Origin of the sequence: Cupriavidus taiwanensis LMG 19424 (assembly GCF_000069785.1) — a bacterium.
Lineage (GTDB): Bacteria > Pseudomonadota > Gammaproteobacteria > Burkholderiales > Burkholderiaceae > Cupriavidus > Cupriavidus taiwanensis.
Map to the genome: position 1 here is coordinate 1,517,606 of NC_010528.1, position 13,808 is coordinate 1,531,413.

At 66.1% G+C, this 13,808-nt stretch carries 11 protein-coding genes; 10 read left to right on the plus strand and 1 reads right to left on the minus strand.

Annotated elements, in window-relative coordinates:
- Positions 1–15: 15 nt before the first annotated feature.
- The 5 genes from RALTA_RS06995 to RALTA_RS07015 all read left to right on the plus strand — a co-directional run bounded on the left by RALTA_RS06995 (position 16) and on the right by RALTA_RS07015 (position 5,226).
- Positions 16–1,266: a branched-chain amino acid ABC transporter substrate-binding protein gene (locus RALTA_RS06995; RefSeq protein ID WP_012352733.1), complete on the plus strand. Its 1,251-nt coding sequence runs from the start codon at positions 16–18 to the stop codon at positions 1,264–1,266.
- 208 nt (positions 1,267–1,474) lie between these two features.
- Positions 1,475–2,422 (plus strand): branched-chain amino acid ABC transporter permease, encoded by a 948-nt coding sequence (locus RALTA_RS07000; protein WP_012352734.1) that lies wholly within the window; start codon positions 1,475–1,477, stop codon positions 2,420–2,422.
- 4 nt (positions 2,423–2,426) lie between these two features.
- Entirely contained in the window at positions 2,427–3,740 is a 1,314-nt protein-coding gene (locus RALTA_RS07005) for a branched-chain amino acid ABC transporter permease (protein ID WP_012352735.1), read from the plus strand.
- Positions 3,737–4,513 (plus strand): ABC transporter ATP-binding protein, encoded by a 777-nt coding sequence (locus RALTA_RS07010; RefSeq protein WP_012352736.1) that lies wholly within the window; start codon positions 3,737–3,739, stop codon positions 4,511–4,513. The genes RALTA_RS07005 and RALTA_RS07010 overlap by 4 nt, the downstream gene beginning before the upstream one ends.
- The gene (locus RALTA_RS07015; RefSeq protein WP_012352737.1) at positions 4,513–5,226 is read left to right on the plus strand and encodes an ABC transporter ATP-binding protein; all 714 of its coding nucleotides are present in this window, start codon (positions 4,513–4,515) and stop codon (positions 5,224–5,226) included. Before RALTA_RS07010 ends, RALTA_RS07015 begins: the two co-directional genes overlap by 1 nt.
- Positions 5,227–5,341: 115 nt before the next feature.
- Here the strand turns inward: RALTA_RS07015 and RALTA_RS07020 are convergent, their stop codons facing one another.
- Positions 5,342–6,766, minus strand: coding sequence for an amino acid permease (locus tag RALTA_RS07020; RefSeq protein WP_232348017.1), 1,425 nt, complete (start codon positions 6,764–6,766; stop codon positions 5,342–5,344).
- A 608-nt stretch (positions 6,767–7,374) separates the two neighbouring features.
- Between RALTA_RS07020 and RALTA_RS07025 the strand changes: the two genes are divergently transcribed.
- The 5 genes from RALTA_RS07025 (at position 7,375) to RALTA_RS07045 (ending at position 13,803) form a co-directional block, all read left to right on the plus strand.
- Positions 7,375–9,456: a 3-hydroxyacyl-CoA dehydrogenase NAD-binding domain-containing protein gene (locus tag RALTA_RS07025; protein WP_012352739.1), complete on the plus strand. Its 2,082-nt coding sequence runs from the start codon at positions 7,375–7,377 to the stop codon at positions 9,454–9,456.
- A gap of 41 nt (positions 9,457–9,497) precedes the next feature.
- A complete protein-coding gene (gene pncA, locus RALTA_RS07030; protein ID WP_012352740.1) occupies positions 9,498–10,142 on the plus strand; it encodes a bifunctional nicotinamidase/pyrazinamidase in 645 nt (214 codons plus the stop codon).
- A gap of 47 nt (positions 10,143–10,189) precedes the next feature.
- A complete protein-coding gene (locus RALTA_RS07035) occupies positions 10,190–11,368 on the plus strand; it encodes an acetyl-CoA C-acyltransferase (protein WP_012352741.1) in 1,179 nt (392 codons plus the stop codon).
- A complete protein-coding gene (locus tag RALTA_RS07040) occupies positions 11,368–11,814 on the plus strand; it encodes a PaaI family thioesterase (RefSeq protein ID WP_012352742.1) in 447 nt (148 codons plus the stop codon). Before RALTA_RS07035 ends, RALTA_RS07040 begins: the two co-directional genes overlap by 1 nt.
- A gap of 126 nt (positions 11,815–11,940) precedes the next feature.
- Positions 11,941–13,803: an acyl-CoA dehydrogenase gene (locus tag RALTA_RS07045; protein ID WP_012352743.1), complete on the plus strand. Its 1,863-nt coding sequence runs from the start codon at positions 11,941–11,943 to the stop codon at positions 13,801–13,803.
- Positions 13,804–13,808: the final 5 nt, after the last annotated feature.

A 13,808-nucleotide genomic window follows, 5' to 3' on the forward strand; every position in this document is an offset into this window, starting at 1 on the left:
GTGAAGGAGACAGGTATGACCAAAATGCGTCCGCTGGTGGCCGGTGTGGCCATGTTTGCCGCACTGGGTTCTGCGCTGGTTTCGGGGTCCGCACTCGCGGATACGGTGAAGATTGCCTTTATCGATCCGCTCTCCGGGCTGATGGCCCCGGTTGGCCAGAACCAGCTCAAGAGCTGGCAGTACGTGGCCGATGTCGCCAACCAGAAGGGCTGGGCCGGCCCGCACAAGTTCGAGGTGGTGGGCTTCGACAACAAGCTGTCGCCGCAGGAAAGCCTGACCATCCTGAAGCAGGTGGCCGACCAGGGCATCCGCTACATCGTGCAGGGCAACGGCTCGTCGGTCGGCCTGGCGCTGCAGGATGCGGTGGCCAAGCACAATGAGCGCAACCCGGGCAAGGAGATCGTCTACCTGAACTACGCCGCGGTGGATCCGGACATGACCAATGCCAAGTGCAACTACTGGCATTTCCGCCTGGACGCGAACTCGGACATGAAGATGGAGGCACTGACCACCTTCCTGGCCAAGGATCCGAACGTCAAGAAGGTTTACCTGATCAACCAGAACTACTCGTTCGGCCACCAGGTGGCGCGCGCGGCCAAGGACTACCTGAAGCGCAAGCGCCCGGACATCCAGATCGTCGGCGAAGACCTGCACCCGCTGGCGCAGGTGAAGGACTTTGCGCCGTACGCCGCCAAGATCAAGGCCTCCGGCGCCGACACGGTGATTACCGGCAACTGGGGCAGCGACCTGGCGCTGCTGATCAAGGCGGGCAAGGACGCCGGGCTCACTACCAACTACTACACCTACTACGCCGGCACCACCGGCGTGCCGACCGCCATGGGCGCGGCCGGCGCCGAGCACGTCAAGTACGTGGGCTACTACAACCCCAACAACAAGGGCTTCCGCGGCGCCGACATCATCGAGGGCTACAAGAAGAAGTACAACGACGACTTCTACGTGATGGCCTCGTACACCGGCATCGCCATGCTCAGCAAGGCGATGAAGGACGCCAACTCGACCGACCCGGTCAAGGTGGCCAAGGCGCTGGAAGGCATCAAGGTCGACAGCATGAACGGCACGGTCGAGATGCGCAACACCGACCACCAGGCGCAGCAGCCGCTGGTGGTCGCCACCTGGACCAAGGTCGACGGCAAGGAAGTCAAGTACGACCAGGAAAACACGGGCTACGGCTGGAAGACGAACGCGCTGATGGACCAGTACGTGTCGGCCCAGCCGACCTCGTGCCAGATGAAGCGGCCGGGCTGACCTGGCGACGGTGCGCGGCCACGCTGACAAAGTGGCCGCGCGGCCTGCATACTTCCGGTCTTTCCGGCCGACATTCCGGTCTGTTTCCAGACCATAACGGGGAGTGTCCGGGGGCGATGTCCGCCCCCGGCGGAGGCGCTCACCCTCGATCGACCCGGACGGTTGCCGGCATGCCCCCGCATGGCGGCACCAGCTTGAAGGACACGCTGTGGAATTCTTCGTCATCTCACTGCTGAACGGCATCAGCTACGGGCTGCTGCTGTTCATGCTGTCGTCGGGCCTCACGCTGATCTTCAGCATGATGGGCGTGCTCAACTTTGCCCATGCCAGCTTCTACATGCTGGGCGCCTACTTTGCCTACACCATCGCCAGCAAGATCGGCTTCTGGCCGGCGCTGATCTTCGCGCCGCTGCTGGTAGCGGGCGCGGGCGCGCTGGTGGAGCGCTTCGGCCTGCGCACGGTGCACAAGTACGGCCATGTGGCCGAGCTGCTGTTCACCTTCGGGCTGGCCTACCTGATCGAGGAGGGCGTCAAGCTGGTGTGGGGCCTGGCGGCGGTGCCGTACCGGATTCCGGCCGAACTCGACGGGCCGCTGTTCACGGTGTTCACCTCGTCGTTCCCCAAGTACCGCGCCTTCATGATGCTGGTGTCGCTGGGCATGCTGGTGGCGATCTACCTGGTGCTGACGCGCACCCGCATCGGTCTGGTGATCCAGGCCGCGCTGACGCATCCGGAAATGGTCGAGGCGCTGGGGCACAACGTGCCGCGCGTATTCATGATGGTGTTCGGCGGCGGCGCCGCGCTGGCGGGGCTGGCCGGGGTGATCGGCGGCAATGCCTTCGTCACCGAGCCGTCGATGGCCGCGGCGGTGGGGTCGATCGTGTTCGTGGTGGCGGTGGTGGGCGGCATGGGGTCTTTGGTGGGCGCGTTCATCGCGTCGATCCTGATCGGCGTGCTGCAGACCTTCGCGGTCACCATCGACGCCTCGCTGGCGGGGCTGATGACCAGCCTGGGGCTGGCGGTCAGCCAGACCACGCCGTTCTATTCGCTGTGGAAGCTGACGGTGGCCCAGGTGGCGCCGGTGCTGCCGTACCTGCTGCTGGTGGTGATGCTGATCTTCCGCCCGCGTGGACTGATGGGAACCCGGGAGAGCTGACACCATGGAGCAAGCGATGCAACAACCCCGCGAGCCGGTGGCAACCGGCCGCACCCTGCGCTACCGCCCGCTGAACCTGGCGCGCTGGATCATCTGGAGCCTGACCGTGCTGGTCATGCTGGTGCTGCCACTGATCTTTACCGGGGGCTTCGCCATCACGCTGATGTCGCAGATGGGCATCATGATCATCTTCGCGCTGTCGTACAACATGCTGCTGGGGCAGACCGGCATGCTGTCGTTCGGCCATGCGGTGTATTCCGGGCTGGGTGCGTTTATCGCCGTGCACGTGCTGAACATGGTCGGTGCCGGCAAGGTGTGGCTGCCGGTGTCGATGCTGCCGCTGGTGGGCGGGCTGGCCGGCGCGTTCTTCGGCGTGATCTTCGGCTACGTCACCACCAAGAAGGCCGGCACCACCTTTGCCATGATCACCATGGGCATCGGCGAGATGGTCTTCGCCAGTTCGCTGATGTTCCCGGAGTTCTTCGGCGGCGAGGGCGGCATCTCCACCAACCGCGTGGTCGGCGACCCGTTCCTGGGCATCACCTTCGGGCCCGGGCGCCAGGTCTACTACCTGATCGCGGCGTGGTGCCTGCTGTCGATGGTGGCCATGTACGCCTGGACGCAGACGCCGCTGGGCCGCATTGCCAACGCGGTGCGCGACAACCCGGAGCGGGTCGAGTTCATCGGCTACAACACCCAGCGCGTGCGCTACCTGGTGCTGATCCTGTCGGCATTCTTCGCCGGCATTTCCGGTGCGCTGGCGGCGATCAACTTCGAGATCGTCTCGGCCGAAAACGTCAGCGCGGTGCGTTCGGGCGGCGTGCTGCTGGCGGTGTTTATCGGCGGCGCCGGCGTGTTCTTCGGACCGATCATCGGCGCGGTGGTGTTCGTGCTGTTCGCGGTGGCGCTGTCGGACCTGACCAAGGCCTGGCTGCTCTACCTGGGCCTGTTCTTCGTGCTGATGGTGATGTTCGTGCCGGGCGGCCTGGCCAGCCTGCTGCTGATGCAATTGCCGCTGCTGGGCAAGCGCAAGCTCGGCCGCATGCTGCCGTACTACGCGCGCGCAGGCGGCGCCGGCGTGGTGCTGCTGCTGGCCATGATCGTCACGATCGAGCTGGTCTACAAGGTGCAGGTCGACAGCGCCAATGGCACGGCCATGAAGCTGTTCGGCATCGGCGTCGATGCCGCGACCTGGATGCCATGGCTGGCGGCCGCGGCGCTGTGGGCGGTGGGGCTGGCAGCGTGGCGGCTGGCGGTACGCGCGTCGCGCGCGCAATGGGACAAGGTGCAGGCAGAAATCGCAGGAGGCAGGGCATGAGCGCGGCGGCACTGGAACTGACCGATGTACGCAAGAAGTTCGGCCAGACGGAGATCATCCGCGGCGTGAACCTGAGCATCCCCAAGGGCGAGCGCCACGCGCTGATCGGCCCCAACGGGGCCGGCAAGTCGACCACCTTCAACCTGATCTCGGGCCGCTTCGCGCCGAGCAGCGGCACGGTGCGCCTGAACGGCGCAGAGATAGGCGGGCTGCAGCCGTTCGTCATCAACCGCATGGGGCTGTCGCGCAGCTTCCAGATCACCAACATCTTCCACCGGCTGTCGGTGTTCGAGAACCTGCGCTGCGCGGTGCTGTGGTCGCTCGGCTACAAGTATTCGTTCTGGCACCGGCTCACCGGCCTGCGCGATGTGCGCGAGCGCGCCGATGACGTGCTGGAGCTGATCGGCATGCAGCACCGCCGCGATACCCAGGCGGGCCTGCTGACCTATGCCGAGCAGCGTGCCCTGGAAATCGGCATCACGATCGCCGGCGGCGCCGAGGTCATCCTGCTGGACGAGCCCACCGCGGGCATGAGCCGCTCCGAATCGGACCACGCCGTCGAACTGATCCGCAAGGTCACGGTGGGCAAGACGCTGGTGATGGTCGAGCACGACATGAGCGTGGTATTCGGGCTGGCCGACCGCATTTCGGTGCTGGTCTACGGCGAAGTCATCGCCACCGATACGCCGCAGGCGATCCGCAACAACCGCAAGGTCAAGGAAGCCTACCTGGGCACCACGCTCGACGAAGCCACCACCGAAGGAGCGCACTGATGGGCAAGCGCATGCTGGACGTCACGGGCCTGCACGCCTATTACGGCAAAAGCCATATCCTGCACGGCGTCGATGCGCATATCGACGAGGGCGAGATCGTGGCGCTGCTGGGGCGCAACGGGGTGGGGCGCTCGACCATGGCCAAGGCCATCCTCGGCATGGTCAAGGCGGAAGGATCGGTGAAGTTCCGGGGCGAAGAGATCCTCGGGCGGCGGACCTTCGAGATTGCGCATCTCGGCATTGGCTACGTGCCGGAGAATCGGGATATTTTCCCTACGCTGACAGTGCGCCAGAACCTGCTGCTTGGTGAGAAGCGCAATCCGCGACAGGCCAGGCCGCGCTGGAGCGTGGAGGACATGTTCAACATGTTCCCGCGCCTGAAGGAGCGCGAGAACACCTCAGCGGGCGTGCTGTCCGGCGGCGAACAGCAGATGCTGACGCTGTGCCGGACGCTGATGGGGGATCCTGACCTGGTGCTGATCGACGAGCCCACCGAAGGGCTGGCGCCGATGATCGTGGCGCTGGTGGGGGATTACCTGAAGACGTTGAAGGAACGCGGCGTCTCGGTGCTGCTGATCGAGCAGAAGCTGGCGATTGCGCTGGATATCTCGCAGCGGGTCTATGTCATGGGCCACGGGCATATCGTGTTCGAAGGCACGCCGGGCGAACTGAAGGCGAACGGGCAGATCAGGAAGGAGTGGCTGGAGGTATAGCTCCAGCCCTGCGATTCCCGCCTGTTTTCTTCCCTCTCCCGCTCGCGGGAGAGGGGCGGGAGGGGGCCGGAGCCTCAACGAAGTGCCATGCTTCGCTGTACCCGGCCCCAACTTCTTACGCGGCCTCTCGCTCGTCCTCCGCCTTCCGCTCCGCAAACTCGAACGGCATATCCTCATACGCAATCAGCCGTGCCCCGGTCACCATCCGATATCCCAGCCACAGCACCAGGAACACCGGCACGCCGATATAAGTGGCGACGATCTCCGGCCACCGGTTCGGTATGTCAGCGAATGCCTGGTAATTCTGCCCGCCGATGATCACCACGCACAGCACCGCCGAAAAGACCGGCCCGAACGGATACAGCGGCGAGCGGTAGGCGAGCTTGCCAAGGTCATGCCCCTGGCGGGCCATGCCGCGGCGGAAGCGGTAGTGGCTGACGGCAATGCCGAGCCAGGCGATGAAGCCGGTCATGGCCGAGGTGTTGAGCAGCCACAGGTAGGCGGTCTTGTTGCCAAGCAGCGAGCTGAGGAAACACAGTGCGCCGATGCCGGTGGTCGCAAGCAACGCATAAAACGGCACGCCATTGCGCGTGAGCTTGCCGAACACGCGCGGCGCGCGGCGGCTGACGGCGAGGCCATACAGGATCCGCGTCGACACGTACATGCTGGAAGTGCCGGCCGACAGCAGGGCAGTCAGCACCACCGCGTTCATCAGCCCGGCGGCGAAGGCCAGGCCGGCGTGGCGGAACACCAGCGCGAACGGGCTGACGCCGACGTCGGTCACGTCGTTGCGCAGCAGGTTGGGGTCGGTGTAGGGAATCAGCACCCCAATAACAAGGATGGCCAGCACATAGAACAGCAGGATGCGCCAGAAGGTCTGGCGGATTGCGCGCGGAATGGTGATGGCGGGGCGTTCGGCCTCGCCGGCGGCAACGCCGACGGTTTCGGTGCCAAGGAAGGAGAAGCCCGCGATCATGGCCACGCCGAACATGGCCGGAATGCCGCCGACGAAGGGCGCGTCGCCGGTGGTGAAGTTGTGCCAGCCGGACTGCGGGCCGCCCTGCATGATGCCGAAGATCATCAGCAGGCCTACGCCCAGGAACACCACCACGGTCACCACCTTGATCAGCGCGAACCAGTATTCGGCCTCGCCGAAGCCGCGCACCGAGAAGGCGTTGAGCCCGAACATCAGCAGCAGGAAGCCGGCGCTCCAGACCACCCCGGGCACGTCGGGGAACCAGTACTGCATGACCAGCTGCGCCGCGGTCAGCTCGACGGCAATGGTCACCGCCAGGCTGAACCAGTAGTTCCAGCCCAGCGCGAAGCCGAAGCCTTCGTCGACATAGAGCGCGCTGTAGGTGACAAAGGAACCGGCCACCGGCATGTGCACCGCCAGCTCGCCCAGGCTGGTCATCAGGCAATAGACCATCAGGCCGATCAGCATGTACATCAGCAGCGCGCCGCCGGGGCCGGCCTGCGCGATCGACGCACCCGAGGCCACGAACAAGCCTGTGCCGACCGCGCCGCCGACGGCGATCATGGTCAGGTGGCGGGCCTTGAGCTTGCGCTGGAGGTCGTCGTGCTCGACGACCGGGTGCTGGTGTCCATGCTGCGCCGAAGCGCGCCGGGACGAAGACGTGGTGGGGGAAGACATCAGGGTCGCTGGACCTTCCGCCGCCCGGCATCTCGTGAAGGCCCGGCGGCAAAAAACGAAAAGCCGCGAGTCTACCGCGTCTGGCCCGGCGAATTTCCCGTATCGGTCAAATAAAGTCCGATACTGGTCTGGAGCTGGCGCGCGCGGACGCTGGTCAAGTGCCTTAAGCGGCATTGGGGTGCGCAGCCTCGCGGTCGTTAAGCGTTGGCTCCATGCAGCGCGATCAGGGGCGGCATTCGCATTGCGCATGGACCCGAAAATGTCCGGAAATTAAAATTGAACGACCGTGCTATTCTGTGTATGCTTGTTTCGCCCAAGCGCCGGAAGGCGTTGCGGGGCGCGGGAAAGCGGCAGATCGGGACAAGGGTTAACCCCGCCCGTGACGGCCGCGACCCGGGGGCGGGCGCGGCGCCAGCCGGCATGCCCCGCGCAGCAGAGAACATTCATTCGAGAATTCGAATCCCGAGACAACTTCTGACACCAAAGGAACCAGCATGACAGCGCAGTATCAGGTTCAGGACGGCGTAGCCGTCATCACGCTCGACAATCCCCCTGTCAACGGCCTGGGTCACAGCACCCGGCTTGGCATCGTCGAAGGCATGACCCGTGCGCTGGACGATGCCGCCGTCAAGGCGATCGTCATCACCGGCGCTGGCAAGGCTTTCTCGGGCGGCGCCGATATCCGCGAATTCAATACGCCCAAGGCCATGCAGGAGCCGACGCTGCACTCGGTGATCCGCGTGCTGGAAGCGTCGACCAAGCCGGTGGTGGCGGCGGTGCATTCGGTCGCCATGGGCGGCGGCCTTGAACTGGCGCTGGGCTGCAACTACCGCGTCGCGTCCAAGGGCGCGCAGATTGCGCTGCCGGAAGTCAAGCTGGGCCTGCTGCCCGGCGCGGGCGGCACGCAGCGCCTGCCGCGCGTGATCGGCCTGGAAGCCGCGGCCAACATGATCGTGTCGGGCACCGCGGTGCCGTCCGAGAAGTTCGCCGGCACCAAGCTGTTCGATGAAATCGTCGACGGCGACGTGCTGCCCGCCGCCATCAAGTTCGCCCAGAACGTCGGCGCCGCCAGCGGCCCGCACCCCAAGGTGCGCGACCTGAAGGTGCGCCACGAGAATGCCGAAGGCTACCTCGGCTTCGCCCGCAACACCGTGGCCGCGATGGCCAAGAACTTCCCGGCGCCGCTGAAGTGCCTGGAAGCCGTGGCCGGCTCGCTCAAGCCGTTCGAGCAGGGCCTGAAGCAGGAGCGCGAGGGCTTCCTGTTCCTGGTGACCACGCCGGAATCGCGCGCGCTGCGCCATGCCTTCTTTGGCGAGCGCGCCGCCAGCAAGATCCCCGACGTGCCCGAAGGCACCCCGGTGCGCAAGATCGAGAAGGTCGCCGTGATCGGCGCCGGCACCATGGGCGGCGGCATCAGCATGAACTTCCTCAACGCGGGCATCCCGGTCACCATCCTGGAAACCAAGCAGGAAGCGCTCGACCGCGGCGTCGGCGTCATCCGCAAGAACTACGAGAACAGCGCCAAGAAGGGCAAGCTGACGCAGGAGAAGGTCGAGCAGCGCATGGGCCTGCTGTCGACCACGCTGTCCTATGACGACATCAAGGACGCCGACATGGTCATCGAGGCCGTGTTCGAGGAAATGGGCGTCAAGGAAATCGTGTTCAAGAAGCTGGACGAAGTGATGAAGCCGGGCGCGATCCTGGCTTCGAACACCTCGACGCTGGACGTCAACAAGATCGCCTCGTTCACCAAGCGTCCGCAGGACGTGGTCGGCATGCACTTCTTCAGCCCGGCCAACGTGATGAAGCTGCTCGAGGTGGTGCGCGGCGACAAGACCGGCAAGGACGTGCTGGCCACGGTGATGCAGGTGGCCAAGAAGATCAAGAAGACGGCGGTGGTGTCGGGCGTGTGCGACGGCTTTATCGGCAACCGCATGATCGAGCAGTACAGCCGCCAGGCGGGCTACCTGCTGGACGAAGGCGCGTTGCCGGAGCAGGTCGACAAGGCCATCGAGAAGTTCGGCTTCGCCATGGGCCCGTTCCGCATGGGCGACCTGGCCGGCAACGACATCGGCTGGGCCATCCGCAAGCGCCGCGCCGTGGACAAGCCGGACATCCAGTATTCGAAGACCGCCGATCTGCTGTGCGAGATGGGCCGCTTCGGCCAGAAGACCGGCGCGGGCTGGTACGACTACAAGGCGGGCGACCGCAAGCCGTACCCGAACCAGCAGGTCAACGACATGATCGTGCAGCATTCGAAGGACTTGGGGCTGACGCGCCGCAAGATCTCGGACGAGGAGATCGTCGAGCGCCTGGTGTTCGCGCTGGTCAACGAAGGCGCCAAGATCCTGGAAGAAGGCATTGCTTCCAAGGCCTCGGATATCGACATGGTGTACCTGACCGGCTACGGCTTCCCGCTGTTCCGCGGCGGCCCGATGCTGTACGCGGACCAGGTCGGCCTGTACAACGTGGCGCTGGCAATGAAGCGCTACGCCAAGGGCTACCACGGCGAAGCCTGGCAGGTCGCGCCGCTGCTGCAGAAGCTGGCGGACGAAGGCAAGGGCTTTAACGGGTAAGACGCGGCTAAGACGCCATCACGGTTCTTCCTGGCACTGACATGGACACCACGCTCCGACCTGACGATTGCCTGCTGGTGATCGACGTGCAGAACGACTTCATGCCGGGCGGCGCGCTTGCCGTGCCCAACGGCGACGAGGTGGTGCCCGTCATCAACCGGCTGGCGCGGGCGTTCGGGCACGTGGTGCTGACGCAGGACTGGCATCCGGCCGCGCACGTCTCGTTCGCGGCCAACCATGCCGGCACGCAGCCGTTCCAGATGCTGACGCTGCCGTATGGCGAGCAGGTGCTGTGGCCGGTGCACTGCGTGCAGGACACGCCCGGCGCCGCGCTGCATGCGGGGCTGCACGTGCCGCACGCGCGGCTGCTGATCCGCAAGGGCCACCATGCCGGCGTGGACAGCTACTCCGCCTTTATGGAAGCGGACCGCATCACGCGCACCGGCCTGGCCGGCTACCTGCGCGAGCATGGCGTGCAGCGCGTGTTCTGCGCCGGGCTGGCGACGGACTACTGCGTGGCCTGGAGCGCGCTCGATGCGCGCGCCGCGGGCTTCGAGGCCGCGGTGGTCGAGGATGCGTGCCGGGCCATCGACCTGCAAGGGTCGCTGGCACAGGCATGGCAGGACCTCGGCGCCGCCGGCGTCGCGCGCGTGATGTCCGCCGACCTGCTCAGCGGCCAGGGCTGAACCGAAACACCGAACCGAACGACACAAGAGATTCCGAGGAGCAACACATGAACGAAGCAGTCATCGTATCCACCGCACGGACCGGCCTGGCCAAGAGCTGGAAGGGCGCCTTCAACATGACCCACGGCGCCACGCTGGGCGGGCATGCGGTCCAGCACGCCATCGCGCGCGCCAAGATCGAGGCCGCCGAGGTCGAAGACGTGCTGATGGGCTGCGCCAACCCGGAAGGCGCCACCGGTGCCAACATTGCGCGCCAGATCGCGCTGCGCGCCGGGTGCCCGGTCACCGTGCCCGGCGCCACCGTCAACCGCTTCTGCTCGTCGGGCCTGCAGACCATCGCCATGGCCGCGCAGCGCGTGATCGCCGACGAGGGCGACATCTTCGTGGCCGGCGGCGTCGAGAGCATCTCGTGCGTGCAGCAGGAGATGAACCGCCATATGGTCCAGGAAAGCTGGCTGACCAAGAACAAGCCGGAAATCTACTGGAACATGCTGCAGACCGCCGAGAACGTGGCCAAGCGCTACAACATCTCGAAGGAGCGCCAGGACGAATACGGCGTGCGCAGCCAGCAACGCGCCGCGGCCGCGCAGGAAGCCGGCAAGTTCAACGACGAGATCGTGCCGATGACGGTGCTCGCCGGCGTCGCCGACAAGTCCACCGGCCAGCTGGTGACGAAGGAAGTCACCATCGACCGCGACGAAGGCATCCGCCCGGATACCACGCTGGAAGCTGTGGCCAAGATCCGCAGCGCGGTGCCGGGCGGCGTGATCACCGCCGGCAATGCCTCGCAGTTCTCGGACGGCGCCTCGGCCGCGGTGGTGATGAACGCGCGCGTGGCGGCGGCCAAGGGCCTGCAGCCGCTGGGCGTGTTCCGCGGCTTTGCCGTGGCCGGCTGCGAGCCCGACGAGATGGGCATCGGTCCCGTGTTCGCGGTGCCCAAGCTGCTGAAGAAGGCTGGCCTGAAGGTCGACGACATCGGCCTGTGGGAGCTGAACGAAGCCTTTGCCGTGCAGGTGCTGTACTGCGCCGACACGCTGGGTATCCCGATGGACCGCCTCAACGTCAATGGCGGCGCGATCGCGGTGGGGCATCCGTACGGCGTATCGGGCGCGCGCCTGGTCGGCCATGCGCTGATCGAGGGCAAGCGCCGCGGGGTCAAGTATGTCGTGGTGACGATGTGCATTGGCGGCGGCCAGGGTGCTGCCGGCCTGTTCGAGGTCCTTTGATGTCCGCGGGCACGACGCGGCCGGCGACGGCCGCCGACATGCTCGCCTGGGGCCGGGAGGTGCTGGCCAGCCAGCCCTTCTCGGTCCTGGTCGGCACCGAGCTGGCGGCGCTGTCGCCGGGCAAGGCCGAGCTGCGGCTGCCGGTCCGGCAGGACCTGCGCCAGCAACATGGCTTCCTGCACGGCGGCGTGGTCAGCTACCTGGCCGACAACGCGCTGACCTATGCGGGCGGCGCGGCCATGCAGGTGCCCGTGGTGACTTCCGAATACAAGATCAACTATGTGCGCCCGGCGCTCGGCGAGATGCTGATCGCCCGTGCCGAATGCGTCAGCGTGGGCCGCCAGCAGGCGGTGGTGCGCTGTGACGTGTTTGCCGTCAGGGATGGCGAAGAAAAGCTCTGCGCGGTGGCGCAGGGAACGATCGCGCGGCTTGGCGAAGGCGGTTGATCGGGGGAGTCGGAAGCGGGGCGCGGCAGCGCCTTTTTTTGACCGCTTCGCATTGAAGCTGGCCAGTACGCAAGCAGGCAACAAGAATTCGCGAGCGCCCCACGCAGAGCGCCGCCTGGAGACACCATGTCGATGATCCTTTCCCGCCGCGACCTGAACTTCATCCTGTATGAATGGCTCAAGGTCGACGAGCTGACCCGCATCCCGCGCTACGCTGATCACTCGCGCGAGACCTTCGATGCCGCGCTGGATACCTGCGAGAAGATCGCCACCGACCTGTTCGCGCCGCACAACAAGAAGAACGACCAGCAAGAACCCGAATTCGACGGCAAGACCGTCAGCATCATCCCCGAGGTCAGCACCGCGCTGAAGGCCTTCTGCGACGCCGGCCTGATGGCCGCCGGGCAGGACTACGAGCTGGGCGGCATGCAGCTGCCGGTGGTGGTCGAGAAGGCCGGCTTCGCCTACTTCAAGGGTGCCAACGTCGGCACCAGCTCCTACCCCTTCCTGACCATCGGCAACGCCAACCTGCTGCTCACACACGGCACGCCGGCGCAGGTCGAGACCTTCGTCAAGCCGGAAATGGAAGGGCGCTTCTTCGGCACCATGTGCCTGTCGGAGCCGCAGGCCGGCTCGTCGCTGTCGGACATCACCACGCGCGCCGAGTATGAGGGCGAATCGCCGCTGGGCGCGCAGTACCGGCTGCGCGGCAACAAGATGTGGATCTCCGCGGGCGAACACGAACTGAGCGAGAACATCGTCCACCTGGTGCTGGCCAAGATCCCGGGCCCGGACGGCAAGCTGATCCCGGGCGTGAAGGGCATCTCGCTGTTCATCGTGCCGAAGTACCTGGTGAACGAAGACGGCTCGCTGGGCGAGCACAACGACGTGGTGCTGGCCGGCCTGAATCACAAGATGGGCTACCGCGGCACCACCAACTGCCTGCTGAACTTCGGCGAGGGCATGAAGTACAAGCCGGGCGGCAAGGCCGGCGCGATCGGGTACCTGGTGGGCGAGCCGCACAAGGGCCTGGCCTGCATGTTCCACATGATGAACGAGGCGCGCATCGGCGTGGGCCTGGGCGCGGTGATGCTGGGCTATACCGGCTACCTGCATGCGCTGGACTATGCGCGCAACCGTCCGCAAGGCCGCCCGGTCGGCCCCGGCGGCAAGGATGCCGCCAGCCCGCAGGTAAAGCTCGTCGAGCACGCCGATATCCGCCGCATGCTGCTGGCGCAGAAGAGCTATGTCGAGGGCGGCCTGGCGCTCAACCTGTACTGCGCGAAGCTGGTCGACGAGGAAGAGGCCGCCGCTGCCGCCGGCGACGAGGCTGCGCATGCGCGCCTGGCGCTGCTGCTCGACATCCTGACGCCAATCGCCAAGAGCTGGCCGTCGCAATGGTGCCTGGAGGCCAACAACCTGGCGATCCAGGTGCATGGCGGCTATGGCTACACGCGCGAATACAACGTCGAGCAGTTCTACCGCGACAACCGCCTCAACCCGATCCACGAAGGCACGCACGGCATCCAGGGCCTGGACCTGCTCGGCCGCAAGGTGGTGATGAAGGATGGCGCCGCGTTCAGGCTGCTGGGCGAGCGCGTGCAGGCCACCATCGGCCGCGCGCTGGCCGCGGACGATGCGGAGCTGGCGCAGCAGGCGCGCGCACTCGGCGCTGCAAGCCAGCGCCTGGCCGAAGTCACGCAGACGCTGTGGAGCGCCGGCGATGCCAACGTGACGCTGGCCAACGCGTCGGTCTACCTCGAAGCCTTCGGGCACGTGGTGGTCGCGTGGATCTGGCTGGAGCAGGCATTGCTGGCGCGGGAAGCGCTGGCGCAGGCGAGCGGCCAGGAAGACCAGGACTTCTATCGCGGCAAGCTGGCCGCGGCGGCGTACTTCTTCCGCTTCGAACTGCCAAAGGCCGGTCCGCAGCTCGATCTGCTGGCATCGCTCGACCGCACCACGCTGGACATGCAGGACGCGTGGTTCTGAGCGCC